Genomic DNA, 22,116 nt, shown 5'->3' with positions numbered 1-22,116 from the left:
GGTCGTTCACCTCAGCCCTTCAGACCGGAGGTGGCCATACCGTCGATGAGATAGCGCTGGAAGGCGAGGAAGAAGGCGAGCACCGGCAGCAGGGCCACCAGCGACATCGCGATCATGCCGCCGTAGTTGGCCACGGCGTCCTGGTCCACGAACATCTTCAGACCGAGCGAGACGGTGTACTTGTCGGGCTCGTTCAGATAGATCAACGGCCCCATGAAGTCGTTCCAGGAGTTGATGAAAGTGAAGATCGCGCTGGTGATGAGCGCGGGGCGGCACAACGGCAGCACGATCGACCAGTAGATCCGGAAGTGCCCGCAGCCGTCGAGGCGGGCCGCCTCGTCGAGTTCCTTGGGCAGGTTCCGCATGAACTGCACCATCAGGAAGACGAAGAACGCCTCCGTGGCCAGGTACTTCGGCAGGAGCAGCGGAGTGTAGGTGTTGATCATTTCCATGTTGCGGAACAGCACGTACTGCGGGATCAGCAGAACGTGGTACGGCAACAGGAGCGTGCCGATCATCAGCGTGAAGAGCAGATTGCGGCCCGCGAACTTGATCTTCGAGAAGGCGTACGCGGTCAGCGAGCAGGACACCAGGATCCCGACCACCGAACCGAGCGCGAGCGTGAGCGAGTTGACGAAGAAGGTGGAGATCGGGATGTCGGCGATGCCGTCGGAGAGCCGGGTGTAGTTGGCGATGATCGGGTCGCTCGGCAGCAGGTCCAGACTGCCGACGATGTCCTCGCTCTTCTTGAACGAGCCGCCGATGACCCAGATCACCGGATAGAGGATCACCGCGAGGATCGCCAGCGACCCAATGTGCCAGGCGAGGGAACCGGGCAGTCCGCGCCGCAGGGCGCCCGCCCGCCCGGACGGGGCCGGGGCCGGGGTGATCTCGGTGGCCTGTGCGCTCATCAGGCACCCTCCTCGTAGTGCACCCAGCGCTTCTGGGACCAGAACAGCACCGCCGTCACCAGCGCGACCGCGACCAGCAGCAGCCAGGCCATGGCGGAGGCCAGACCCATCCGGCTGTTCTCGAAGCCCTGGACGTAGAGATAGCAGGTATAGACCATCGAACCGTCCGCGGGACCACAGGCGTTGCCTCCGGCGCCGCCGCCGACGATGTACGCCGAGCTGAAGATCTGGAACGAGTGGATCGTCTCCAGCAGGACGTTGAAGAAGAGGACCGGGGAGATCATCGGCAGGGTGATGTTCCAGAACCGCCGCCACTTGCCGGCCCCGTCGACCTCGGCGGCCTCGTACAGCTCACGCGGCACCTGCTTGAGACCGGCGAGGAAGATCACCATGGGAGCGCCGAACTGCCAGACGGTGAGCGCCACCAGGCTGTAGATGATCATTTCCGGGTCGCCGGTCCAGCCGCCGACGTCGATGCCGAAGATCTTCTGCGTACGGTCGACGATCGCGTCGTCGGAGAAGATCGCCTTCCAGACGATCGCGATGGAGACGCTGGCCCCGATGAGCGACGGCGCGTAGAAGGCGGCCCGGTAGAAGGCCTGTCCACGCCGCTTCTGGGCCAGGAGCAGCGCCACGCCGAGGGCCAGCAGCAGCTTGAGTGGCGTACCGACGACGACGTACCACAGCGTCACCCGCACCGAGTGACGCCAGCGCGGGTCGGCGAACATCTCGGAGAAGTTGTCCAGGCCGATCCACTTGGGCGCGTCGAACAGGTTGTAGTCGGTGAAGGCGAAGTAGAGCGAGGCGATCATCGGACCCGCTGTGAGCAGCAGGAATCCGGCGATCCACGGCGACATGAAGAGGTAGCCGGCCAGGTTCTCCCGGCGGCCCCGCCGCTTGAGTGCGGCGGGGCTCGGGGCTTCGGCCGGACCATGCCGCGGCTCGGAGCGCTCGTCCTTGGACAAGCCCTCCGTCGCAGGGGCGTGTGTCACGGTGGTTCCCATCAGGTGCCGAGAGCCGTCTTCGACTCGGTGAAGAACTGCTTGACGGCGTCGTCGACCGTGCGGGTGCCGAGGCCGAGTTCCTCACCGATGCGCAGGAAGGCGGCCTCACAGATGTCCGCGCCGTTCGGGTGCGGGGTGATGGGCTCCAGGACGCCCGCCGCGACGAGGGACTCCTCGTATTCGGCGATGGCCTTGTTGACCGGGTCGGTCGGCTGGAACGCGTCGTACTGGGCCTGCGTCGCGGGCACCCCACGGTCGTAGCCCATGATCTTGGCGACCTCGGGCTCGTGCACCATGAAGTTGATGAACTGCGCGACTTCCTTGGGGTGCTGCGTGCGCTTGGACGCGCTGAGCATGAGGGAGCCGAGGTACTGGCCGGTCTTCTTGCCGTCGGTGGTCGGGATGGGCGCCAGGCCGTACTCGCTCTTGCCCTCGGAGGTGTAGCGGACGGTGAAGTTGTCCCAGGTGAACTCACCGGCGGCGAGCTCAGCGGCGACCGCCGACTTGGGCTTGATCTGGGCGACCTTCTTGGGATCGGCGTAGAGGCCCTCCTCGATGCCCTTCTCGGCCTTCGACCACCACGCCTTCAGGTCCGCCTCGGTGAAGCCGAGCCCGTCCTCGGTGAAGAACGCCTTGCCGTTCTGGCGCAGGTAAAGGTCGTAGAGGTACATGACGCCGTACATGCCGCTGTCGCCGGCCCGTCCCGCCTTGTCGCGGATCTTCTTCATCGCCGCGTCGAAGTCGTCCCAGGTCCACCCCTGTTCCGGCTTCACACCGGACTTGGTGTAGACGGGCTTGTCGATCACCAGGGCCATCGAGTTGGAACCGACCGGGATCCCGAGCAGCTTTCCGTCGACCTCGCCGAACTTCTCCAGGCCGGCTCTGAAGCCGTCCAGGGAGAGGTTGCCCGCCTCGACCTGTGGGCCGAGATCGAGCAGCACATTCTTGGCATCGTATTTCCGCAGGAAACCGATGGCATTCTGGAACACATCCGGCGGATTTCCACCGGACGCCTGGGTGTTGAACTTCTTCCAGAAGTCGAGGTACGGCTGAAAGTCGGTCTTCACCTTGATCTTCGGGTACTTCTTCTCGAAAAGCGCGATGCTCTTCTTGATGCGCTCCGCGCGGTCCTCCGCGCCCCACCAGGCGTAACGGATCGTCACCGTCCCGTCCCCCGCGCCACTGTCACCGCCACAGGCGGTGACCGTCGCCCCCAGTCCCGCGACGGCCAATGAGGCTCCGGCCGCCTTGAGGACCGTCCGCCTCTCAACGTTCCTGTTTTGCTGCATGGTTGAGCCTCCCCGCGACGCTGCGTCCCGCGCCATGAATCGTTTCAAGTAAGCGCTTGCTGGCACAAGGTACGGAGACCCTCAGGAGACGTCAATGATTCGGACAGGAATTGATGGAAAGCGGAGCCGGCACCGCTCCGGGCGAGACGGCCTGGCAGGTGACGGCTGGTCAACTAAAAGCGCAGGTAGGCGAGTTGCAGTCGACGGGTCGAACGTCACGAGGGCCGTCGAGCGGCTCACGGGCGAGACTGAAAGGAGTCAGTGGGGCGCAGCCCGTCCGCCGCTCCCGAACCGCCTCCGCAGCACGGCGGGCCGACCGCGCACGAGTGCCGCACGAGGAGGCGAGAAGCGCTGGATCCGGCCAGATGATGAGGAACCCTGGGGCGTCGCAGCAGCACGCCACCGCAGACCGCAGACCCGCAGCCCCCTCCCGGTCCCCAGAAGGGCGAAGGACGCACGCGGTCACCGAACACCCCCGACACCCGCGCGCCACCACCACGAAAAAGACCCGGCCCACGTTTCCGTGGACCGGGTCGTCATCATCCGGTGGGCGATACTGGGTTCGAACCAGTGACCTCTTCGGTGTGAACGAAGCGCTCTCCCACTGAGCTAATCGCCCGGACGCAGGAAGAACATTACCCCATGTCAGGGGGTGCCTCAGACCACACGCGCAATCCCCTGCGCCGTCCCGTCGGGGCTCACTGGTTCTTGATGTTCCAGGGCATCTCGAAGCCGAACTTCCAGACGTAGAGACTGACGAGGCCGGCCACGATCACCAGGCCGATCGACGTCAGAATGATGTTGCGGCGCCGCACCTTGGGGTCGAGGGCGCGCTGGGTGGCCTCGGTGACCTTCCGCTTGGTCCAGCGGAGCACCAGCTGGGCCCAGACGAATTCCGTCGCCCAGATCGCCATACCGCCGAAGATCACGATCCAGCCGGGGCCTGGCAGCGGCAGCATGATCACACCCGCGACCACGACGGCCAGACCGACGACGAAGATGGCCACCTGCCAGCTCAGGTGCAGCATCCGCCGCGCCCTGACGAATTCCGGCGCACGAGAGCCGAGCGGCGCTTCGTCCTTGGCCACATCGGCCTCACTGTTCGCTACGTCGGTGTCACTCTTCGTTCCGTCGGCCGCCACGGCGACCTCCCCCGTTCCGTAACTCCCCGTATCCATACAGCCAAACCCTACCGGAGCGAAACCGGTCACCGGAATGGCCGTACCGACAGAAGACGGTCTCGGCCGGATGAGCTACCAAAAGCGACGCAAAACTCCCAGAGGGGTTTACAACGGCACCGTAGGTGGCATGTCGATTTCGCCGACGTGCGAATCCCCGAGCGCACACTGAGCGAAAGGCCTTGGCGCTTATGAACACCACGGTCAGCTGCGAGCTGCACCTGCGCCTCGTTGTGTCGAGCGAGTCCTCACTGCCCGTTCCCGCGGGACTGCGGTATGACACGGCCGATCCCTACGCCGTGCACGCCACCTTCCACACCGGAGCAGAGGAAACGGTCGAATGGGTGTTCGCCCGCGACCTCCTCGCCGAGGGCCTGCACCGGCCCACCGGTACCGGTGACGTCCGTGTCTGGCCGTCGCGCAGTCACGGTCAGGGCGTCGTGTGCATCGCCCTGAGCTCCCCGGAGGGCGAAGCCCTCCTCGAAGCTCCGGCGCGGGCCCTGGAGTCCTTCCTGAAGCGCACAGACGCCGCCGTGCCTCCCGGCACGGAACACCGGCACTTCGACCTCGATCAGGAGCTCTCGCACATCCTGGCGGAAAGCTAGGAGGCGAGGGCCACAGAGCCGCCCGGCGCCGTCCACTCGGGGAGACGGCTCGGGCCTAGACAACCGAATACGGCTTCAGGCCGACCCATCGACGCCGTCGTCGCGGACCTCCGCGCGGCGGCGTCGCCGTGCCGTGGCCACACGAACCTGGCGCGGGCACCAATCGGGCCCCTGGCCCGTTCCGCTCGTACCAGGGGTGCCGCAGGGGTGCCCCAGGACGGTCCACGCCGGTCCGCCGCCTCGCCGAGCCATTACCATCGGCCAGCATCGGCGGGCGCCCGCCCGACCCTCGCAGGCCAGGGAGCGAAACGTGCTGATCACCCACGACACCCGGTGTTCCCTAGACGCCGTGGTCGATCTGGTGAACACCGCGCCGGAGAACGACACGGCGACCGACGGGCTCGCGACTGTCGCGGCGCTCGCCGACTTCGTACGAAACCACGAGGTCAGCGAGGTCGGAGTGTTGTCGGAGCTCGACCTCGCGGCCGTACGCAAGGTCCGCGGCCGGTTCGCGGAGGTCTTCGCGGCCCCCGACCCCGCCGCGGCCGCCGCCGTGATCAACGACCTGATCGCCGCAGCGGGCACCACGCCCCGGCTCACCGATCACGACGGTTACGACTGGCATGTGCACTACTTCGCGCCGGGCGCGTCACTGGCCGACCACCTCTCGGCCGACTGCGGCATGGCGCTCGCCTTCTTCGTGGTCGCCGGGGAACAGGAGCGGCTGCGCCGCTGCGAGGCGCCCGACTGCCGACGGGCTTTCGTGGACCTCTCCCGAAACCGATCGCGCCGCTACTGCGACAGCCGCACCTGCGGAAACCGCCTGCACGTGGCCGCCTACCGGGCACGCCGCAAGGAGGCGGCGGGCTGAAACGGGCCGCCGACCGGCGCGGTCCGGGTGCGCCGTACGGGGGCTGACGGAGCCCTCGACGGGTGACGTCAGGGGCTCCGTTTACAGCTCACAGCATCAGCAGGTCGTGCAGTGACGCCATGAGCAGCAGGCAGCCGATCACCGCTAGGAAGATCATCAGCGGTGGCTGGGAGAGCGCGAAGAGACAACCTCGCCGCTCCTCTGGCGGGGCGGTGGTGTCGCTCTGTGTTGTGTCCAGCATCTCGCGGCGATGATGACGCAGCGCAGGCCCTCCGCGCGATCAACCCACCCGGAATGACGGAGAGTTCGCCAATATCCACAATGTACGGAGCGAACGTGATCACTTCGGCGCCGCTGCCCGACCTTCTGTGTCGTTTCAGTCCGCGCGCCTTCGGCCCGTCCGAAGGCTGTGGTCGCCGCGGTCAGATGCCGTGCTTCTTGAGGATCGCCTCGATGTCGCTGAAGTCGTCCGCGCCGGACGCACCGGAACCCGCCTTCCGAGGTGTCGCCGCCGGGCGGGACGCCGGGCGGGCGCCCTGGCCCAGCGAAGGGGCCGAGGCCGCCGGGGCTATCGCCTCGGTCCGGGAGGCCTTGGCCTCCTTGTGCTCCTTGCCGGTGACCCCTCGGCGCCGCTCCACGGCGCGGGTGGTCATGAACAGGAACCAGGCGGCGCCGAGCACACCGAAACCGGCCCACGCGGTCGGGCTGAACGCGGTGTCGGCCACCCACTCGACGACTCCGGTCATCACCAGACCGAGCGGCACGAGCGAGTAGGCGGCGATACGGGTCGCCCGGAGGAAACGCTTCCGATACGCCGTGAGCGCGGCGATGCCCAGGCCTGCCGCTGAGACGGCGGCACACACTGTCTCGGCAATCATCCGGTCCTCCAGGCGGTGCTCGGTCGGGCGTTCCTGTTGCGTCCCTTCCATCCTGCACCGTCACGCGTCCGATATGCCATGGTCCGGGGAGACCTCAGGGACATCTCCGGGTCGTCTCGGGGTCGGTGCCCTCCCCGGGGCAGGTGCGGCCCACGCCCGGCACGGGCCCGGCACGGGACCGGAAGCTGGGAGACTGATCCCATGAGCGACTCCTCACCCGTGCCGTCCGCCGTCGTCCTGGACGTCTGGTGCGAACTCCAGTGTCCCGACTGCCGCAGCGCCCTCGACGACATCCGAGCGCTGCGGGCCCGCTACGGCGACCGTCTCGACGTACGGCTGCGGCACTTCCCGTTGGAGAAGCACGAGCACGCCTTCGCCGCCGCGCAGGCCGCCGAGGAGGCCGCGGAGCAGGGACAGGCGTGGGCGTACGTCGAGGCCGTGCTCGGCCGGGTCGAGGAACTGAGCCGGGCCGGGGAGCCGTTCCTGGTGGAGGCGGCACGTGAACTCGGTCTCGACGCCGAGGAGTTCGACACGGCGCTGATCGACGGCCGGCACATCCTGATCGTCGACGCCGACCAGGCCGAGGGCAAGGCGATCGGCGTGACCGGCACGCCCACCTACGTCATCGGCGGCGAGCGTCTCGACGGCGGCAAGAGTCAGGAGGGGCTGCGCGAGCGGATCGAGGAGATCGCCGACCGGCTGCTGGCCGAGAACACCTGACCACCGGGACCGTCGACAGCGGCCGCCGACAGCGGCCGCCGACCTCTGCGGGCGGTCTCCGCCGACGGGCACGCGGAGCCGCACACCCCACAGCCACCGGTGATCCACGCGCTCCGGAGCCGTCGGAGACGCACGCGCTCCCGTGCCGTCAGAGCAGCGGCTTGGAGAGGTGGTAGGCGGTCGTCTCGTAGCCGAGGGACTCGTAGAGGCATTCGGCCCGGAAGTTTCCCGCGAAGACGTTGAGCGCGATGACGGGCTTCCCGGCCGCCATCGCCTGGGCCTCGGCCAGGAGCATCAGCGTACGGCCGTGTCCCCTGCCCCGGTGGGCGGTGTCCGCCTCCACGTCGTACACGAAGGCCCTGTCGTCGGTCAGCCAGAGCCAGAGGGTGCCGACTCTCGTGCCCTCGTGCTCCAGCACGCTGCACAGGTTGTTCGCGGAGGCCACTCCCTGCGGCAGACAGCGCTCGTAGTCCAGGGCGGCCTTCGCGTACGCCTCCGCCTCCGGCATGCCACGGGTGATCCAGTCCTGGGCGTAGCCCTCCAGACCGGCCTCCTTCCACGGCCCGTACTCGGCCTCGGTCATGGGCCGGCCCCTGCTGCCCTCGGGCAGTTCGGGTGGGGTGTCGCCGAGGGCCTTGCTCATACCACGGTTGCGCAGGACGTAGCCGAGCGCCTGGGTCAGCCGCAGGGCGGGCTCGGCGCCGGCCGGGACGGACACCTCGATCCGCCGACAGCCCCAGCCGCGGGCCACCTCCTCGGCGGCGAGCGCCGCAACCGTGGCCCGGCCGCGCCGCCGGTCCGGTTCGTCGATCCGCAGATCCAGGATCCGCGCGGCCGTCGACCCGGGGTCGGGGCGCGTGCCGAGGTGTATCCCGCCGACGGGACGGCTGTTGACACACACCTGGTAGCGACGCGAGCGCGTCCCGTCGGCGGCGTGCTGAAGCGGCTCGATGGGCCGCAGGGTGGTGGTCATCAGGGGTGTTCTACCCGCTCCGGACCGCCGGGGCAGCCGATTATCCCGGGCTTTCGTCCAGGACCTCCCTCGGAGGTGCTCACGGATCCAGGTCGTCGCCCGACCGCTCGTCGAAGACCCGCATCGCCTTGGCCGTCACCGGGCCCGGGGTGGCCGACAGCTCGCGGGCGTCCACACGGTGCACCGACTGCACGTCGCGCAGGCTCGACGTCAGGAAGACCTCGTCGGCGCGGTCCAGGACGTCCAGCGGCAGGTCGGTCTCGCGGGCGCCGGTCCACTCGACGACGAGGGCGCGGGTGATGCCCGCGAGACAGCCGGAGGCGACCGGCGGGGTGTGGATCTCGCCGTCGAGGACGACGAAGACGTTGGAGCCCGTGCCCTCGCAGAGCTGCCCCACCGTGTTGGCGAACAGCGCCTCGGTGGCGCCCTGTTCGTGGGCGCGGGCGAGGGCGACGACGTTCTCGGCGTACGAGGTGGTCTTCAGGCCGGTGAGGGCGCCACGCTCGTTGCGGGTCCAGGGGACGGTGATCGCGGCGGTGGAGTCGGCGCGTCGGGCGGTCTCGCCGAGGGCGACGACGAGGGTGGGGCCGTGGTCGCCGCGGTCGGAGCCGAGCGGTGAGAGGCCGCCGGTGTAGGTGATGCGCAGTCGGCCGAGCGCGACCGGTTCGGCCTCCAGGACGGCGGAACAGGCGCGGCGCACCTCGTCGAGGTCGGGCTCGGGCAGACCGAGTCCGCGGGCCGACAGGGTGAGCCGGTCGAGGTGGCGGGTCAGCGCGAACGGCCGGCCCCCGACCGCCTTCACGGTCTCGAAGACGCCGTCGCCCACGGTCAGCCCGTGGTCGAGGACGGAGACACGGGCGGAGTCGATGTCCTGCAGTCCGCCGTCGAGCCAGATCTTCACGTAAGGGTCCTCCCACTCGCCTCGTACGTTCCCGACGCTACCGCGAGCAGCCGGGCGGCCTTCAGCTCGGTCTCGCGCCATTCCGCCTCGGGGTCCGACCCCCAGGTGATGCCCGCACCGGTGCCGAAGCGCAGCTCGCCCGCCGACCGGTCGATCCAGAAGGTGCGGATGCCGACGGCCAGCTCCGCGGTGCCCCGGTCGGCGTCGACCCAGCCGACCCCGCCGCAGTACGGGCCGCGCGGGGCGGTCTCCAGGGCGTCGATGATCCGCAGGGCGCTCGACTTGGGCGCCCCGGTGACGGAGCCGGGCGGGAAGGCGGCGGCGAGCAGTTCGGGCCAGCCGGTGTGGTCGCGCAGTTCGCCGCGGACCAACGACACCAGATGCACCAGCCCGGGGTGCTTCTCGACGGCGCAGAGGTCGGGGACGGTCACGGTGCCGGCGGCGCAGACCTGCCCGATGTCGTTGCGGACGAGGTCGACGATCATCACGTTCTCGGCGTAGTCCTTCTCCAGGAGGTCCGCCTCGGTGGCTCCGGTGCCCTTGATCGGGCCGGACTCGACGACCCGGCCGTCGCGGCGCAGGAAGAGCTCGGGGGAGGCGGTGGCGATCTCGACGCCGTACCCCGGGAGGCGAATCGTTCCTGCAAAAGGGGCCGGGTTGCCGCGGGCCAGTAGCGCGGTCAGGGCGTCCACGTCGGCGTCCGGCGCGACGGGCGCCGACAGCACCCGGCAGAGGTTCGCCTGGTACACCTCGCCGGCGGCGATGTGCTCACGGATTCGGCGCACACCCGCCGTGTAGGCGGCGCGGTCGAGCGAGGAGGTCCAGTCGTCGAGACGCGGCCCGTGCCACTCCCCCGGGACGGGGGCGGGCGCGTTTTCGCGACGTACGTCACGGAAGCGCGCGCACACCAGACCGCCCTCGTAGTCCGCGCACACGGCCCAGAAGCCGGAGGAGTCCAGGGCGGCGGCGTCGCTGGTCACATCGGTGAGACCGGTGGCCAGGAGGTTGCCGAAGCGAGCGAGCGGAGGGAGGTCGGGCACGCAGTCGAGTCTAGGACGGGCGCCCCGCGGTCGGGCCCGGCCGGGTCCCGCACTGGACGCACCGCAGCACGCTGCACAAACGCGTTTTTGTACTGGCACCGGAATCCGCTAGAGTTCAACTCGTCGCCGGGACGCGTAAGCGGAGCGGAAACGACAAGCGGACGTAGCTCAGTTGGTAGAGCGCAACCTTGCCAAGGTTGAGGTCGCCAGTTCGAACCTGGTCGTCCGCTCGCAGGAACGTGGGGGATCCACCCGACCCCCCGCACTCCTGGTGGAGTGGCCGAGAGGCGAGGCAACGGCCTGCAAAGCCGTCTACACGGGTTCAAATCCCGTCTCCACCTCCAAGGACGATTAGCTCAGCGGGAGAGCGCTTCCCTGACACGGAAGAGGTCACTGGTTCAATCCCAGTATCGTCCACTGAGGCCTGAGGGCTTCTGGAGCCGCAGGGCTTCATCCCGCGCGATTAGCTCAGCGGGAGAGCGCTTCCCTGACACGGAAGAGGTCACTGGTTCAATCCCAGTATCGCGCACGCAAGATCCACGGCCCCCGGGCTGTGATCCCGAGGACGATTAGCTCAGCGGGAGAGCGCTTCCCTGACACGGAAGAGGTCACTGGTTCAATCCCAGTATCGTCCACACGCACCGAGCCCCCGGCCGTCTCGTACGGCCGGGGGCTTCGTCGTGTGAGTGTGAGCGGAGGGCGCGGATGCGCCCCGCGCCTCAGCTGGAGAAGAGCATGTGGCCGAAGCCTCGGTTGTGGTGGCCGCCGTGGTGCCCACCATGGTGTCCGCCGTGCGGGGCACCCCAGGCCGGGGCGTTGTGACCGCCGCCCGCCGGGTACTGCGGGGCGGCCGGCGGCGGAGGCACGGCCGGGCCGCCGGCCCACTGGCCCTCCAGGCGGGTCAGGGCCTCCAGCTCGCCGTAGTCGAGGAAGATCCCGCGGCAGCCGCTGCACTGCTCGATCTGCACGCCACTGCGGTTGTAGGTGTGCATCGGCGCATGACACTTCGGACACTGCATGTGCATGGTTCGGCTCAACTCCTCGCCGTTCGGTCCTGCTTCGCGTTACGCCAGGACAGACACTGTCCGGCTGCGGTCGGTTGCACCCTACTTCGGGAAAGGCTGCACCAACTCCGGCGGGATGCTTCCCATTCGGTCACATGCGTCCACAACGGACCGCTGCGCGTCGTCGAGGGGGCGCCCGGCACTGGTGGACTTCGCGATCGCCAGCGCCGCCGTCTGCACGGTGAGTGCGCGGGCCGGCACGTCCAGTGAGAGCCAGGGATCGCCGTGGGCGGGGACCCCGGGGCCCGAGGCCGTCCGGTACGCGGTGAGGAAGCGGGTCCACTCGTCGGGGTGCAGGAGGCCGCAGGCGTACCAGGCGGCCGGGCGCGCGAGGTCCCAGGCGGGGACACCCACGCCCAGGTCGTCGACGTCGATGAGGCGCCAGGGGCCGGTGGTCGCGGGGTGGCGGACCAGTTGGCCGAGGTGGAGATCGCCGTGGCAGAGGGTGGTGGTGTCCGGCATGGGCGCCTCGGACCTGGCCCAGGCCGGGAGGGTGCGCCAGGCGCGGAGCACCGGTGCCGTGGCCGGGTGGCGGGGTGCCGCGGCTTCGAGGCGGGCGATGGCCCGGGCGGCCTTGGCGGGGCCTCGCATGGGCGGCAGGCCGGGGGGTGCGGCTTGCCGGTGGAGACGGGCGAGGAGGGTGGCCGCCTCCTCCCACGGGGCGGCCTCCGGGGTGTCGGGGTCCACCGGAGTCCCGTACGGCCAGAACGTGACCAGGCGGCCGTGGAGGGGGGTGGGGGTGGTGTCGACGGGCGCCAGGAGGGTGCCGGGGTGGGCGGCGGCGACGGTCAGACGGAGGGCCAGGTGGGTGGGGTCCGTGTCGGGGGCGTGGGCCTTGGCGACGGTGTTCGCGTGGCGGACTACCGTGCCGTCGGCGCGTTCCGCGAGGACCGTGTCTGGGTGGGCGCAGGGGGTGGAGTGGGGGTGGGCCGCGCCGCGCACCCTGGCCCGCAGCGCGGGGAGTATGTCGGCGTCGGCTGTCGCGGTCATGGGTCCCCCTGCGGATGTCGTACGGCGCTGCCGGTGAGCCTACGGTTCGGGGAGGCCATGGTGGGGCGGGGCCCGGCAGGAAGTCTCGCGGGTCGGAGGGCACGGGGCGCCGCCCGCACCCTCACGCCGGCTGCGCGGGCAAGACAACGCCCGCGCAGCTCCCCAGCTGCGCGGGCGTCTATTTGCCGTCCGCCGCACCCCCGTCCCCACGGGGTTTCATGGATGGATGTCCCCGCCCGGACCGCTCTTCCGGGCCTGGAGTCGCCGCTCAGCGCCCCAGCATCACACCCACGGACGACGCTTGTGTGACCACTGCTTCCCAGCCGCCGAAGGCGTACACGAGCAGGGCCGCCAGGGGGAGGACCATCGCGGTCGCGACCAAGGGGTGGCGACGGCCCGGACGGCGGTCGGCGGTGAACATTTTGCGCTCCCGTGCGCGGATCGCGGTCCGCGGTGCCGTGTGGGCCATGGTCCCTCCTCTGACTTCTCGTAGGTCTTGCTCTGTCGTTGGCAGCGGCGGGTGTCTGACCTCGGGGGACGAGTGCTGCACCCGCCGCTTGACCTCAAATCTAGGTGCGCGGCCCGTCCGGGGCGTCATGCCCTCGTACCGATTGCCGGGCCTCCCCGAGGATGAGCGGTGACCTGCGATGTACTCCCCAGGGTGGAGACGGGGTCCTAGGTCTCGGGGTCTTCCCGGAAGGGACGTCCGGTCTGCCCCCTGTTGTCACCCGGACGTCACGCCGATCGCTCCGAGCCGTCCTCCCGGGGCACCGGCTGTTCGACGAGGGCCAGGACCCTGTTGGCCATGAACCTCGCTGTTCGTACGACCGAGCCGTTTCGGGTGACTTCGCTCACTTCCACTACACCTCGGCGTACCGCCGTCTCCACCCGGCGGCCCGCCCTGCTCGCGATCACCTCGTACGTGCGCGTCGTGTCCCCGGCGTCGACGACTATCTCCACACGGTCACCCTTCACGGGTTCAATCCCCCTTCTTTGGTGGGTGGTTGGGATCACAGGCAGCCCAACACCGGCCCGAACTCCTGTTCCCTGACCACCCTTCAAGTTTCCCACCCGGCACTGACAATCGATCGGGTCGCGAGGGCGCGGCCTCTGCGCACGCCCGGCCGTGGAAACGTAAGCTGTGGCTCGTCAGACGGAACGGGCAGCGGGGATGAACATGGCGATGATGCGCCTGAGGCGCGAGGACCCGCGCGTCGTCGGCTCGTTCAGGATCCACAGACGGCTCGGCGCGGGTGGAATGGGCGTCGTCTACCTGGGCTCCGACCGGCGTGGGCAGCGCGTCGCGCTCAAGGTGATCCGGCCTGATCTGGCGGAGGATCAGGAGTTCCGGTCGCGGTTCGCGCGCGAGGTGTCCGCGGCGCGGCGGATCAGGGGCGGGTGCACCGCCCGGCTGGTCGCCGCCGATCTGGAGGCGGACCGTCCGTGGTTCGCCACGCAGTACGTACCGGGGCCCTCGCTGCACGACAAGGTCGCCGAGGAGGGACCCATGTCGGCCGCCGACGTGGCCGCCGTCGGCGCCGCCCTCTCCGAGGGGCTCGTGGCCGTGCACGAGGCCGGGGTCGTGCACCGGGACCTGAAGCCGTCCAACATCCTGCTGTCCCCGAAGGGGCCGCGGATCATCGACTTCGGCATCGCCTGGGCGACCGGGGCGTCCACCCTGACCCATGTCGGTACGGCCGTGGGGTCGCCCGGGTTCCTCGCGCCCGAGCAGGTGCGCGGGGCCGCGGTCACACCGGCCACGGACGTCTTCTCCCTCGGGGCCACACTGGCCTACGCGGCGACCTCCGACTCGCCCTTCGGACAAGGCAGTTCGGAGGTCATGCTCTACCGGGTGGTGCACGAGGAGCCGCAGCTGCGCGGGGTGCCCGACGCGCTCGCCCCGCTCGTCCGCGCCTGTCTGGCGAAGGACCCGGACGAGCGGCCCAGCACCCTGCAACTGTCCCTGCGGCTCAAGGAGATCGCCGCACGCGAGGCGCAGGGACTGGCCGATGTCCGGCCGCCCGCGCCGCGCGGCGATCCGGACCGGCCCTCGGGGCGGCTCGCGGAGCAGTACGTCGAGCAGCGGACGTTGCGCCAGCCGGAGCCCCGCGGCACTCAGCAGGGAAGGCCGGGTGCGCCCGGTACGCCACCACCCCGGAACGGTGCGCGTACGGGTGGTGGGGCGAGGACCGGTGGCGGATCGCGGTCGGGGGCACGGCCCGTGCCGTCCCGCAACACCTCCGGGTCGGGGAAGCGGCCCGCGCCGCGCAGTGGGGCGGGGCGACCGGGGCCGCGGACCAACGGGACCGGGCGGCGGCCCGCCAATCCCCGGCTGTTGCGGCAGCGGCTCGTCGTCTTCGTCGTGGTGACGTTGCTGGCCGCGCTCGGGATCGCCACGGCACAGGGGTGCCAGGGGCCGTCGCGGGGGCTCGGCGGGGACGGCCTCCGGCAGGAGCGGTTGTTCGTGGAGTCGGACGGCGACTGACCGTCGAGCGGCTCCATGGCCCCGAAGACAGGGCTCGGGGCTGCGGTTCGGTCGTTCGTTGCGGTTCCAGAGGGCCGCTCGCGCGCCCCGCGTCCCTGACGGGGCGGGGCAGTTCGCCGCGCGCCCCTCTCCGACTCAGTTCTGCGGGCGACCCGTCGCCACCGCGTAGAAGGCGACGGCCGCCGCCGCGCCCACGTTGAGGGAGTCGACCCCGTGGGCCATGGGGATGCGGACCCATTCGTCGGCGGACATGAGGGCCTTGGTGGAGAGGCCGTCGCCCTCTGCGCCGAGCATGAGGGCCACGCGGTCCATGCGGTGTGGGGCGGCCTCGTCCAGGGACTTCGCCTTCTCGTCCGGGGTGAGGGCGAGGAGAGTGAAGCCGGCGTCGCGTACGGCGTCGAGGCCCTTGGGCCAGGTGTCGAGACGGGCGTACGGGACGGAGAAGACCGCGCCCATGGAGACCTTGACGCTGCGGCGGTAGAGCGGGTCGGCGCAGTCGGGGGAGAGCAGGACCGCGTCCATGCCGAGGGCGGCGGCCGAGCGGAAGATCGCGCCGATGTTGGTGTGGTCGTTGACCGACTCCATGATCACGACGCGGCGGGCGGCGCCCAGGAGCTGGTCGGCCGTCGGGAGGGGCTTGCGCTGCATGGAGGCGAGGGCGCCCCGGTGCACGTGGTAGCCGGTGACCTGTTCGGCGAGTTCGGGGCTGACCGCGTAGACGGGGGCCGGGAGTTCGTCGATGACGTCGCGCATGACGTCGACCCACTTGGCGGAGAGCAGCATCGAGCGCATCTCGTAGCCGGCTTCCTTGGCCCGTCTGATGACCTTCTCGCCCTCGGCGATGAACAGGCCCTCGGCGGGTTCGCGCCTGCGGCGCAGCTCCACGTCGGTCAGGCCGGTGTAGTCGCGCAGGCGCGGATCGTTCGGGTCGTCGACGGTGATGAGATCGGCCACAGGGTGATACTGCCTTGTCCTGGGTGTGGTGCCAACGGCTTGGGACGGGTGGGTTACCGGTGGTTACGGTTCCGCTCCCCCTGGTCCGGGGGGCGTCTGCCCGGGGGTTACGCGTGCGTCCCGGGGCCCACCTTCACCACCTCGCCGATGACGATGACCGCCGGCGGCTTGACCTCCCTCGTCAGCACGGTCTCGGCCACGGTGGCGAGGGTCGCGTCGACCCGGCGCTGGGCGGCCGTGGTGCCCTCCTGGATCAGGGCGACCGGGGTGTCCGGGGACTTGCCGTTCGCCACCAGGGTCTCGGCGATCCGCCCGATCTTGTCGACGCCCATGAGGATCACGAGGGTGCCGGTGAGTCGGGCGAGGGCGGCCCAGTCCACCAGGGACCGCTCGTCGTCGGGGGCCACATGGCCGCTGACGACCGTGAACTCGTGGGCGACACCCCGGTGGGTGACCGGAATGCCGGCCGCGCTCGGGACGGAGATCGAGCTGGAGATGCCGGGGACGACCGTGCAGGGGATGCCCGCCTCGGCGAGGGCCTGGAGCTCCTCCATGCCGCGACCGAAGACATACGGGTCACCGCCCTTGAGGCGGACGACCGACTTGCCCTGCTTCGCGTGTTCGATCAGCGCGTTGTTGATGGCCTCCTGCGCCATGAAGCGGCCGTACGGGATCTTCGCCGCGTCGATCACCTCGACGTGCGGCGGGAGTTCGGCCAGGAGGTCGCGGGGGCCGAGGCGGTCGGCGATGACGACATCGGCCTCGGCGAGGAGGCGGCGGCCGCGCACGGTGATGAGGTCCGGGTCACCGGGGCCGCCGCCGACGAGGGAGACGCCGGGGGTGCGGGTGCGGTGGTGAGGGGCGACGAGCGTGCCGTCGCGCAGGCCCTCGACGACCGCGTCGCGGATGGCGGCGGTGTGGCGGGGGTCGCGCCCCTCGGCGCGGGCCGTGAGGACGGCGACCGTGACGCCCTCGCTGTGGCCGGTCGCCGGGGTCCAGGCCGTGGCCTCCTCGGCGCTGTCGGAGCGCACGCACCAGATGCGGTGGCGCTCCGCCTCGGCGGACGCGCGGGCGTTCGCCTCCGGGTCACCGGTGGCGATCAGGACGTACCAGGCCTCGGCGAGGTCGCCCTCCGCGTAGCGGCGCTTCTCCCAGGTCAGCTCGCCCGCGTCCACCATCGCCTCCACGGAGGGCGTGGCGCTCGGCGAGACGAGGACGATGTCGGCACCGGCCGCGATGAGGGCGGGCAGACGACGTTGGGCGACCTGGCCGCCGCCGATGACGACCACTCGGCGGCCGGCGAGGCGGAGGCCTACGGGGTAGGCGGGGTGTTCGGCCATGAGGGTGCGGCTCCTCTTGCGGCGGCGGTGCGGCGGGCGCGCTGCGGCATTGGAGCGGACCCTGACGTGCGGATTCTAAGGGGCGAGTGGGGCGTACGGCTCAGCAGGTGTGCTGGCTGAGCACCGTTGCCGAGTGCCGGCCGGTGGGCGGTTGTGCCCACCCGTTCCACCCCTGCGGAACGACTGCCCACAACCACGGCCCGGCTCAAAGGAACCCGGCGCCCACTCGCCCTCTACTTCTCTGTCACCCCCGCCGAGTCGAACGTCGCCACCTCGTGCATCGCTCTGGCCGCGCTCTGCACGACCGGGAGGGCGAGCAGGGCGCCGGTGCCCTCGCCGAGGCGGAGGTCGAGGTCGACCAAGGGGCGCAGGCCCAGCTTCTGGAGGGCGGCGACGTGGCCCGGTTCGGCACTGCGGTGGCCCGCGATGCACGCGGCGAGGACCTCGGGGGCGATGGCGCGGGCCACCAGAGCGGCGGCGCCGGCGCTGACGCCGTCGAGGATCACCGGCGTACGCAGGGAGGCGCCGCCGAGGAGGAGGCCGACGATGGCGGCGTGTTCGAAGCCGCCGATGGCCGCCAGGACGCCGATGGGGTCGGCGGGGTCCGGCTGGTGGAGTTCGATGGCCCGGCGTACGACCTCGGTCTTGCGGGCGAGGGTCTCGTCGTTGATGCCGGTGCCCCGGCCGGTGACCTCGGCGGGGTCGGCGCCGGTGAAGACGGCGATCAGGGCGGCGGAGGCCGTGGTGTTGGCGATACCCATCTCGCCCGTGAGCAGGGCCTTGTTGCCGGCCGCGACCAGGTCGCGGGCGGTCTCGATGCCCACCTCGATGGCCTGCTTGGCCTCCTCGCGGGTCATCGCGGGCCCGGTGGTCATGTCGGACGTACCGGCGCGGACCTTGCGGGGCAGCAGCCCGGGGGTGGCCGGGAGGTCGCTCGCCACGCCCACGTCGACGACGCAGACCTCGGCGCCCACCTGGGCGGCGAAGGCGTTGCAGACGGCTCCCCCGCCCAGGAAGTTGGCGACCATCTGGGCCGTCACCTCCTGCGGCCAGGGGGTGACGCCCTGGGCGTGGACACCGTGGTCACCGGCGAAGATCGCGACGGCCGCGGGCTCCGGGATCGGCGGCGGGCACTGACGGGACAGGCCGGACAGCTGGGCGGAGATGATCTCCAGCATGCCGAGGGCGCCCGCCGGCTTGGTCATGCGCTTCTGGCGCTCCCACGCCTCGCCGAGCGCCTTGGCGTCGAGCGGGCGGATACCGGCGACGGTCTCGGCCAGCAGGTCGTGCGGCTCGGCGCCGGGCAGGGCGCGGCGGCCGTACGTCTCCTCGTGGACGACCCAGGACAGGGGGCGGCGCTTGGCCCAGCCCGCCTGCATCAGCTCGGGCTCCTCCGGGAACTCGTCGACGTATCCCACGCACAGGTACGCCACGACCTCCAGGTGCTCGGGCAGGCCGAGGGCGCGGACCATCTCGCGCTCGTCGAAGAAGCTGACCCAGCCGACGCCGAGGCCCTCGGCGCGGGCCGCGAGCCACAGGTTCTCGACCGCGAGGGCGGAGGAGTACGGGGCCATCTGCGGCTGGGTGTGACGGCCCAGGGTGTGACGGCCGCCGCGGGTGGGGTCGGCGGTGACGACGATGTTGACCGGGGTGTCGAGGATCGCCTCGATCTTCAGTTCCTTGAACTGCTTCGCCCGGCCCTTCGGCAGCGACTTCGCGTACGCCTCGCGCTGGCGCTGGGCGAGCTCGTGCATCGTGCGGCGGGTCTCGGCCGAGCGGATGACCACGAAGTCCCAGGGCTGCGAGTGGCCGACGGAGGGTGCCGTGTGGGCGGCCTCCAGGACACGGAGCAGCACGTCGTGCGGGATCGGGTCGTCGCGGAAGCCGTTGCGGATGTCTCGGCGCTCCCGCATGACCTTCAGGACGGCCTCGCGCTCGGCGTCGTCGTAGGGGGGTGCGGCCGGGCCTGTGGGCTGCCGCACTTCGTCCCTCACGTCTTCGGGTGTCTCGTCCACCGGGGCCGTGCTCTCTTCGGCTGCTGCTGATTCCACTGCTTCTGATTCCGGCACCGCCGGCTCGCCGTCCTCCTGGTCGGCGGCCCTGGTGTCGAGGTCCTCGGCGTTCTGGACGACGTCCGGGTGGGCGTCGGCCACCGCGAGCGGCTGCGGTACGACGAGCGTCTCGGCCTCGGAGCCCCGGGGGGCGGGGACCATGGCGACGGGCTCGCCCTCCGCCTCCGTCCGGCCTTCGGTCGCGTCGGTCTGTCCCTCGGCCGCCGGGAACTCGGCGGGGGCGGGCGTCGGTGCGGCGTCCTCGGCGAGCGGCGGGACCACCATCCCCTGGGGCGGGGTCGGCTGCACGGCGGTCGGCACGGAGCCCTCGGCGGGGACGAATCTGCCCTCGGGCTGGTCGGCGTCGGCCTCGGGCGGGGGCTCCGGGGAGGTCACCGCGAGGGGCGGGGCGTCGGCCTCGGGCATGGCCGGGGTCTGGATGACGGCGCCCTGAGGGGCGTCGACGACCTGGGAGGCCGGGGCCGGCGGCGCGTCCGCGGCGAGGGGCTCGGCGGCCGTGGGATCCGCGGTCGCCGGGTCCACGGACGCGGGATCCGCGGTCGCCGGGTCGGCCGTGGGATCCGCGGTCGCCGGGTCGGCCGTGGGATCCGCGGTCGCCGGGTCGGCCGTGGGCTCGGCCTGTTCCGCGGCGGGCGGGGCCCCGTCGGTCGGCTCGTCCGCGGGGGCGGACTCCGGGGCGTTCACGGCGTCGGTCGGCTGGGCCGCCGCGTCCACGTCCGTGGTGCCCGGCTCCGGCTCGACGACGGCGTCGGGGGTGAGGGGCTGCGAGGGCTCCGGCTGCGGGGTGGTCACGGTGGCCTGCGCCGCCACGACCTGGTCCAGCGCGGAGACCTGGGGAAGGTTCTGGCCCTGGCCCCGCACCTGATTCACCGGGTCCGCTGCGGATGCGTCCGGCTCGGTGGCCTGCGGGTCCTCGACCGTGGGGTGCGGTCCCGGCTGTCCCGGCTGTCCCGGCTGTCCCGGCTGGTCGGTCTCCGTCGGTTGGACGCTCTCGGCGACGGCCTCGGGCCGGGGCTGAGCGGTCTCCGCCGCGACGGCTTCCGGGCTCTCGGCCTCGGCCGCCTGCGCTGCCGCTTCGGCTGCCACTTCCGTCGGCTGGGGCTCCTCGGCGGCCGGGGCTTCCGACTGCTGGAGGGCTGGCGCGGGCTCGGTGTCCGGAGCGGTGACCGGTGGGACCTCAGCGGTCTGCTCGGCCGGGGACGCGGCGACGGGCTCCTCGTTCGGCGCGGCGGACGCGGTCTGCGGGTCCGGTACGTCGGTGGAGGCCTGCTCCTCGGCCACGGTGGACGGCGCCTGCTGCTCGGGAGCGGCGGGGGCCTGTTCGGGGCCCTCTGCCGCAGCCGACGGCACCGCCGGGTCGGCCTGCGCGGGTGCGGCGGTCGCGGCGTCGGGCTGCGTCGGCGGGGCCGCCTCGGCGGGCTGGGCCGGTGCGGCGTCGTCGACAGGGGCGACGGTCTCCGCCTCCTGCGCGACCTGGGGGACGTCCTGCGCCGCGGCGAGGGTCTGCGCCTCGATCGGCTCGGCATCCTGGGCGGCCGGGGGGAAGGGCGTCGCGTCCGGTGCCTGCGCGGCCTCGGCGGGAGACGCGGCCTGCTCAGGGGCCGGGGCCTCGGGGGTCGGGACTTCGGAGGTCGGGGCTTCGGGGGCCTGGGCATCAGGGGCCTGGGCCGAGGGAATCGTCGCGGCCGGCTCGGGTTGCGGTGTTGCGGGCTGCGGTGCCTGCGCGGCCTCCTCCTCGACGGCCACGGCCACAGTCTCGCCCGTCTCCGGCGCCGTGGGCTCCGCGGCGGTCTCGGCCGGGGCCGGGATCTGATCGGCTACGGGCGCCTCGGCGGCCTCCGGGACCGGCGCGTGCTCGACGGCCACCGGTGCCTCGACCGGCTGCGGGGCCTCGGCCTCGACGACGGCCGACGCCTGTGCGGCCTCTGGGAGTTGCTCCTCGACGACACCGGGCGCTTCCACGGCCTCCGGGGCCTGGACATGCGCCGCGACCGGCGTCCCGACCGCCTCCGGGGTGCGGAACTGCGCGACCGCGGCCTCCTGGGCCAGGGCGTAGGCGGCGTCCTGCGCCTGATGGAGGGCCTCGGCGTCCTGGATCTCCTCCGGGACCTCGGCTGCCAGGGGCGCCTCGGCCACGGCCACGGAGACGTGCGCTTCCTGCGGAGCGACCGTTTCTGCAGCCGCTCCCCCTGCGGCGACTCCCGGCGCGGGAGCTGCCTGGGCGGGGGCGCCGACCCACTGGGACACGGGCTGCGGGGGCACGTCGAGGTACTCCGGACCGGCGGTGGCCGGGCCGGGGTGGCGTACCGCCCCGGGCGGTACGGGGGCGCCCGCCGGGCCCCGGTCGGCGAGGGAGCGGACCGGGCTGGCGGAGGCGTCGGGGGTCGGCGGGCCGAGGTGCAGCGGGCGTCGGGCCACCGGCGGCTGCGGGACGGGGGTCGCGACGGGAGTGCGGACGGCGCTGAGGTCGTGCGCGCCGCTGTCGCGGCCGGACATCTCGTGCGGGCCCGGTTCGTGGACGACCTGGACGACGGGCTCGGGGGCGGGCGGGGGCATCTCGTTGCCCCACGCGCCCTGGGCGCCCGGCAGCAGAAGGTCCTCGTCCTCGGCGGCGGTCTCGGAGAGGTAGGTGTACGCACCCGGCGTGGGGACGCCCGGCTGCTCCACCATGCCTGCGCTCTCCGGCTGTCCCTCGGCCGGGACCTGGCCGGTGTCGGTCATGCGTACCCCTCGCCCATCGGTTAGTGCCTCCATGCCAGCTGGCCCGGGAACGGCGCACCTACCGCCCCACTGTTGTGGAGAACGAGCGTGCGTGCCCAGCGGCACGTGACGACCCGCCTG

Annotated in this window: 20 protein-coding genes and 6 tRNA genes; 9 read left to right on the top strand and 17 right to left on the bottom strand. The window is 71.5% G+C overall.

The window, feature by feature from the left end:
* Positions 1–11: 11 nt before the first annotated feature.
* From K1J60_RS36725 to K1J60_RS36705, 5 genes are all read right to left on the bottom strand, one after another.
* The gene (locus tag K1J60_RS36725; RefSeq protein WP_220649971.1) at positions 12–911 is read right to left on the bottom strand and encodes a carbohydrate ABC transporter permease; all 900 of its coding nucleotides are present in this window, start codon (positions 909–911) and stop codon (positions 12–14) included.
* The gene (locus K1J60_RS36720; protein ID WP_220649970.1) at positions 911–1,915 is read right to left on the bottom strand and encodes a carbohydrate ABC transporter permease; all 1,005 of its coding nucleotides are present in this window, start codon (positions 1,913–1,915) and stop codon (positions 911–913) included. Before K1J60_RS36720 ends, K1J60_RS36725 begins: the two co-directional genes overlap by 1 nt.
* Positions 1,915–3,204, bottom strand: coding sequence for an ABC transporter substrate-binding protein (locus tag K1J60_RS36715; RefSeq protein ID WP_220649969.1), 1,290 nt, complete (start codon positions 3,202–3,204; stop codon positions 1,915–1,917). Before K1J60_RS36715 ends, K1J60_RS36720 begins: the two co-directional genes overlap by 1 nt.
* A gap of 547 nt (positions 3,205–3,751) precedes the next feature.
* A tRNA-Val gene (locus K1J60_RS36710) sits at positions 3,752–3,823 on the bottom strand.
* Between the two features lie 79 nt (positions 3,824–3,902).
* Complete coding sequence (locus tag K1J60_RS36705; RefSeq protein ID WP_220651869.1) at positions 3,903–4,382, bottom strand: TIGR02611 family protein; 480 nt, start codon at positions 4,380–4,382, stop codon at positions 3,903–3,905.
* A 191-nt stretch (positions 4,383–4,573) separates the two neighbouring features.
* On the opposite strand from K1J60_RS36705, the gene K1J60_RS36700 reads away from it, so the two are divergent.
* The gene (locus K1J60_RS36700; RefSeq protein WP_004002642.1) at positions 4,574–4,987 is read left to right on the top strand and encodes an SsgA family sporulation/cell division regulator; all 414 of its coding nucleotides are present in this window, start codon (positions 4,574–4,576) and stop codon (positions 4,985–4,987) included.
* Between the two features lie 310 nt (positions 4,988–5,297).
* Positions 5,298–5,858, top strand: a complete 561-nt coding sequence (locus tag K1J60_RS36695; protein WP_220649968.1) for a CGNR zinc finger domain-containing protein — start codon at positions 5,298–5,300, stop codon at positions 5,856–5,858.
* Positions 5,859–5,946: 88 nt separating this feature from the next.
* Here the strand turns inward: K1J60_RS36695 and K1J60_RS36690 are convergent, their stop codons facing one another.
* Complete coding sequence (locus tag K1J60_RS36690) at positions 5,947–6,099, bottom strand: hypothetical protein (RefSeq protein ID WP_172639080.1); 153 nt, start codon at positions 6,097–6,099, stop codon at positions 5,947–5,949.
* Between the two features lie 181 nt (positions 6,100–6,280).
* Positions 6,281–6,736: a hypothetical protein gene (locus K1J60_RS36685; protein WP_220649967.1), complete on the bottom strand. Its 456-nt coding sequence runs from the start codon at positions 6,734–6,736 to the stop codon at positions 6,281–6,283.
* Positions 6,737–6,937: 201 nt separating this feature from the next.
* On the opposite strand from K1J60_RS36685, the gene K1J60_RS36680 reads away from it, so the two are divergent.
* On the top strand, positions 6,938–7,456 hold the full coding sequence (locus tag K1J60_RS36680) for a DsbA family protein (RefSeq protein ID WP_220649966.1): 519 nt from the start codon (positions 6,938–6,940) through the stop codon (positions 7,454–7,456).
* Between the two features lie 148 nt (positions 7,457–7,604).
* Here K1J60_RS36680 and K1J60_RS36675 read toward each other — a convergent pair whose 3' ends face one another.
* The 3 genes from K1J60_RS36675 to K1J60_RS36665 form a co-directional block, all read right to left on the bottom strand.
* Positions 7,605–8,429: a GNAT family N-acetyltransferase gene (locus K1J60_RS36675; protein WP_220649965.1), complete on the bottom strand. Its 825-nt coding sequence runs from the start codon at positions 8,427–8,429 to the stop codon at positions 7,605–7,607.
* 79 nt (positions 8,430–8,508) lie between these two features.
* Positions 8,509–9,330, bottom strand: coding sequence for an aminotransferase class IV (locus tag K1J60_RS36670; protein ID WP_220649964.1), 822 nt, complete (start codon positions 9,328–9,330; stop codon positions 8,509–8,511).
* Positions 9,327–10,370, bottom strand: coding sequence for a chorismate-binding protein (locus tag K1J60_RS36665; protein ID WP_220649963.1), 1,044 nt, complete (start codon positions 10,368–10,370; stop codon positions 9,327–9,329). Before K1J60_RS36665 ends, K1J60_RS36670 begins: the two co-directional genes overlap by 4 nt.
* A gap of 157 nt (positions 10,371–10,527) precedes the next feature.
* On the opposite strand from K1J60_RS36665, the gene K1J60_RS36660 reads away from it, so the two are divergent.
* The 5 genes from K1J60_RS36660 (at position 10,528) to K1J60_RS36640 (ending at position 11,005) form a co-directional block, all read left to right on the top strand.
* Positions 10,528–10,600 (top strand) — tRNA-Gly (locus tag K1J60_RS36660).
* Positions 10,601–10,640: 40 nt separating this feature from the next.
* Positions 10,641–10,714: transfer RNA gene (locus K1J60_RS36655), tRNA-Cys, on the top strand.
* Position 10,715: 1 nt separating this feature from the next.
* Positions 10,716–10,787: transfer RNA gene (locus K1J60_RS36650), tRNA-Val, on the top strand.
* 40 nt (positions 10,788–10,827) lie between these two features.
* Positions 10,828–10,899: transfer RNA gene (locus K1J60_RS36645), tRNA-Val, on the top strand.
* 34 nt (positions 10,900–10,933) lie between these two features.
* Positions 10,934–11,005: transfer RNA gene (locus K1J60_RS36640), tRNA-Val, on the top strand.
* Between the two features lie 84 nt (positions 11,006–11,089).
* On the opposite strand, the gene K1J60_RS36635 is transcribed toward K1J60_RS36640, so the two are convergent.
* From K1J60_RS36635 to K1J60_RS36620, 4 genes are all read right to left on the bottom strand, one after another.
* The gene (locus K1J60_RS36635; protein WP_220651868.1) at positions 11,090–11,389 is read right to left on the bottom strand and encodes a TFIIB-type zinc ribbon-containing protein; all 300 of its coding nucleotides are present in this window, start codon (positions 11,387–11,389) and stop codon (positions 11,090–11,092) included.
* 87 nt (positions 11,390–11,476) lie between these two features.
* Positions 11,477–12,424 (bottom strand): phosphotransferase family protein, encoded by a 948-nt coding sequence (locus K1J60_RS36630; protein WP_220649962.1) that lies wholly within the window; start codon positions 12,422–12,424, stop codon positions 11,477–11,479.
* Positions 12,425–12,692: 268 nt separating this feature from the next.
* Complete coding sequence (locus tag K1J60_RS36625; RefSeq protein WP_033532620.1) at positions 12,693–12,893, bottom strand: hypothetical protein; 201 nt, start codon at positions 12,891–12,893, stop codon at positions 12,693–12,695.
* A 266-nt stretch (positions 12,894–13,159) separates the two neighbouring features.
* Positions 13,160–13,399: a hypothetical protein gene (locus K1J60_RS36620; RefSeq protein ID WP_220649961.1), complete on the bottom strand. Its 240-nt coding sequence runs from the start codon at positions 13,397–13,399 to the stop codon at positions 13,160–13,162.
* A gap of 196 nt (positions 13,400–13,595) precedes the next feature.
* Here K1J60_RS36620 and K1J60_RS36615 point away from each other — a divergent pair, with 196 nt between their 5' ends.
* The gene (locus K1J60_RS36615) at positions 13,596–14,909 is read left to right on the top strand and encodes a serine/threonine-protein kinase (RefSeq protein WP_220651867.1); all 1,314 of its coding nucleotides are present in this window, start codon (positions 13,596–13,598) and stop codon (positions 14,907–14,909) included.
* Positions 14,910–15,044: 135 nt separating this feature from the next.
* On the opposite strand, the gene K1J60_RS36610 is transcribed toward K1J60_RS36615, so the two are convergent.
* The 3 genes from K1J60_RS36610 to cobT all read right to left on the bottom strand — a co-directional run bounded on the left by K1J60_RS36610 (position 15,045) and on the right by cobT (position 21,996).
* A complete protein-coding gene (locus K1J60_RS36610) occupies positions 15,045–15,863 on the bottom strand; it encodes a TrmH family RNA methyltransferase (RefSeq protein WP_220649960.1) in 819 nt (272 codons plus the stop codon).
* Between the two features lie 107 nt (positions 15,864–15,970).
* Entirely contained in the window at positions 15,971–17,203 is a 1,233-nt protein-coding gene (gene cobA, locus K1J60_RS36605; protein ID WP_220649959.1) for a uroporphyrinogen-III C-methyltransferase, read from the bottom strand.
* A gap of 233 nt (positions 17,204–17,436) precedes the next feature.
* Positions 17,437–21,996 (bottom strand): nicotinate-nucleotide--dimethylbenzimidazole phosphoribosyltransferase, encoded by a 4,560-nt coding sequence (gene cobT, locus K1J60_RS36600; RefSeq protein WP_220649958.1) that lies wholly within the window; start codon positions 21,994–21,996, stop codon positions 17,437–17,439.
* Positions 21,997–22,116: the final 120 nt, after the last annotated feature.

The organism is Streptomyces akebiae (genome assembly GCF_019599145.1).
Taxonomy (GTDB): domain Bacteria; phylum Actinomycetota; class Actinomycetes; order Streptomycetales; family Streptomycetaceae; genus Streptomyces; species Streptomyces akebiae.
This window is presented reverse-complemented; position numbering and strand designations above follow the sequence as displayed.

Bases quoted from the DNA above. Each gene is read 5' to 3' on its own strand.
- K1J60_RS36715 (WP_220649969.1), bottom strand. From the start codon at position 3,204: ATGCAGCAAAACAGGAACGTTGAGAGGCGGACGGTCCTCAAGGCGGCC.
- K1J60_RS36630 (WP_220649962.1), bottom strand. From the start codon at position 12,424: ATGACCGCGACAGCCGACGCCGACATACTCCCCGCGCTGCGGGCCAGG.
- cobT (WP_220649958.1), bottom strand. From the start codon at position 21,996: ATGACCGACACCGGCCAGGTCCCGGCCGAGGGACAGCCGGAGAGCGCA.
- K1J60_RS36625 (WP_033532620.1), bottom strand. From the start codon at position 12,893: ATGGCCCACACGGCACCGCGGACCGCGATCCGCGCACGGGAGCGCAAA.
- K1J60_RS36680 (WP_220649966.1), top strand. From the start codon at position 6,938: ATGAGCGACTCCTCACCCGTGCCGTCCGCCGTCGTCCTGGACGTCTGG.
- cobA (WP_220649959.1), bottom strand. From the start codon at position 17,203: ATGGCCGAACACCCCGCCTACCCCGTAGGCCTCCGCCTCGCCGGCCGC.
- K1J60_RS36720 (WP_220649970.1), bottom strand. From the start codon at position 1,915: ATGGGAACCACCGTGACACACGCCCCTGCGACGGAGGGCTTGTCCAAG.
- K1J60_RS36700 (WP_004002642.1), top strand. From the start codon at position 4,574: ATGAACACCACGGTCAGCTGCGAGCTGCACCTGCGCCTCGTTGTGTCG.
- K1J60_RS36615 (WP_220651867.1), top strand. From the start codon at position 13,596: ATGAACATGGCGATGATGCGCCTGAGGCGCGAGGACCCGCGCGTCGTC.
- K1J60_RS36690 (WP_172639080.1), bottom strand. From the start codon at position 6,099: ATGCTGGACACAACACAGAGCGACACCACCGCCCCGCCAGAGGAGCGG.
- K1J60_RS36725 (WP_220649971.1), bottom strand. From the start codon at position 911: ATGAGCGCACAGGCCACCGAGATCACCCCGGCCCCGGCCCCGTCCGGG.
- K1J60_RS36705 (WP_220651869.1), bottom strand. From the start codon at position 4,382: ATGGATACGGGGAGTTACGGAACGGGGGAGGTCGCCGTGGCGGCCGAC.
- K1J60_RS36675 (WP_220649965.1), bottom strand. From the start codon at position 8,429: ATGACCACCACCCTGCGGCCCATCGAGCCGCTTCAGCACGCCGCCGAC.
- K1J60_RS36635 (WP_220651868.1), bottom strand. From the start codon at position 11,389: ATGCAGTGTCCGAAGTGTCATGCGCCGATGCACACCTACAACCGCAGT.
- K1J60_RS36685 (WP_220649967.1), bottom strand. From the start codon at position 6,736: ATGATTGCCGAGACAGTGTGTGCCGCCGTCTCAGCGGCAGGCCTGGGC.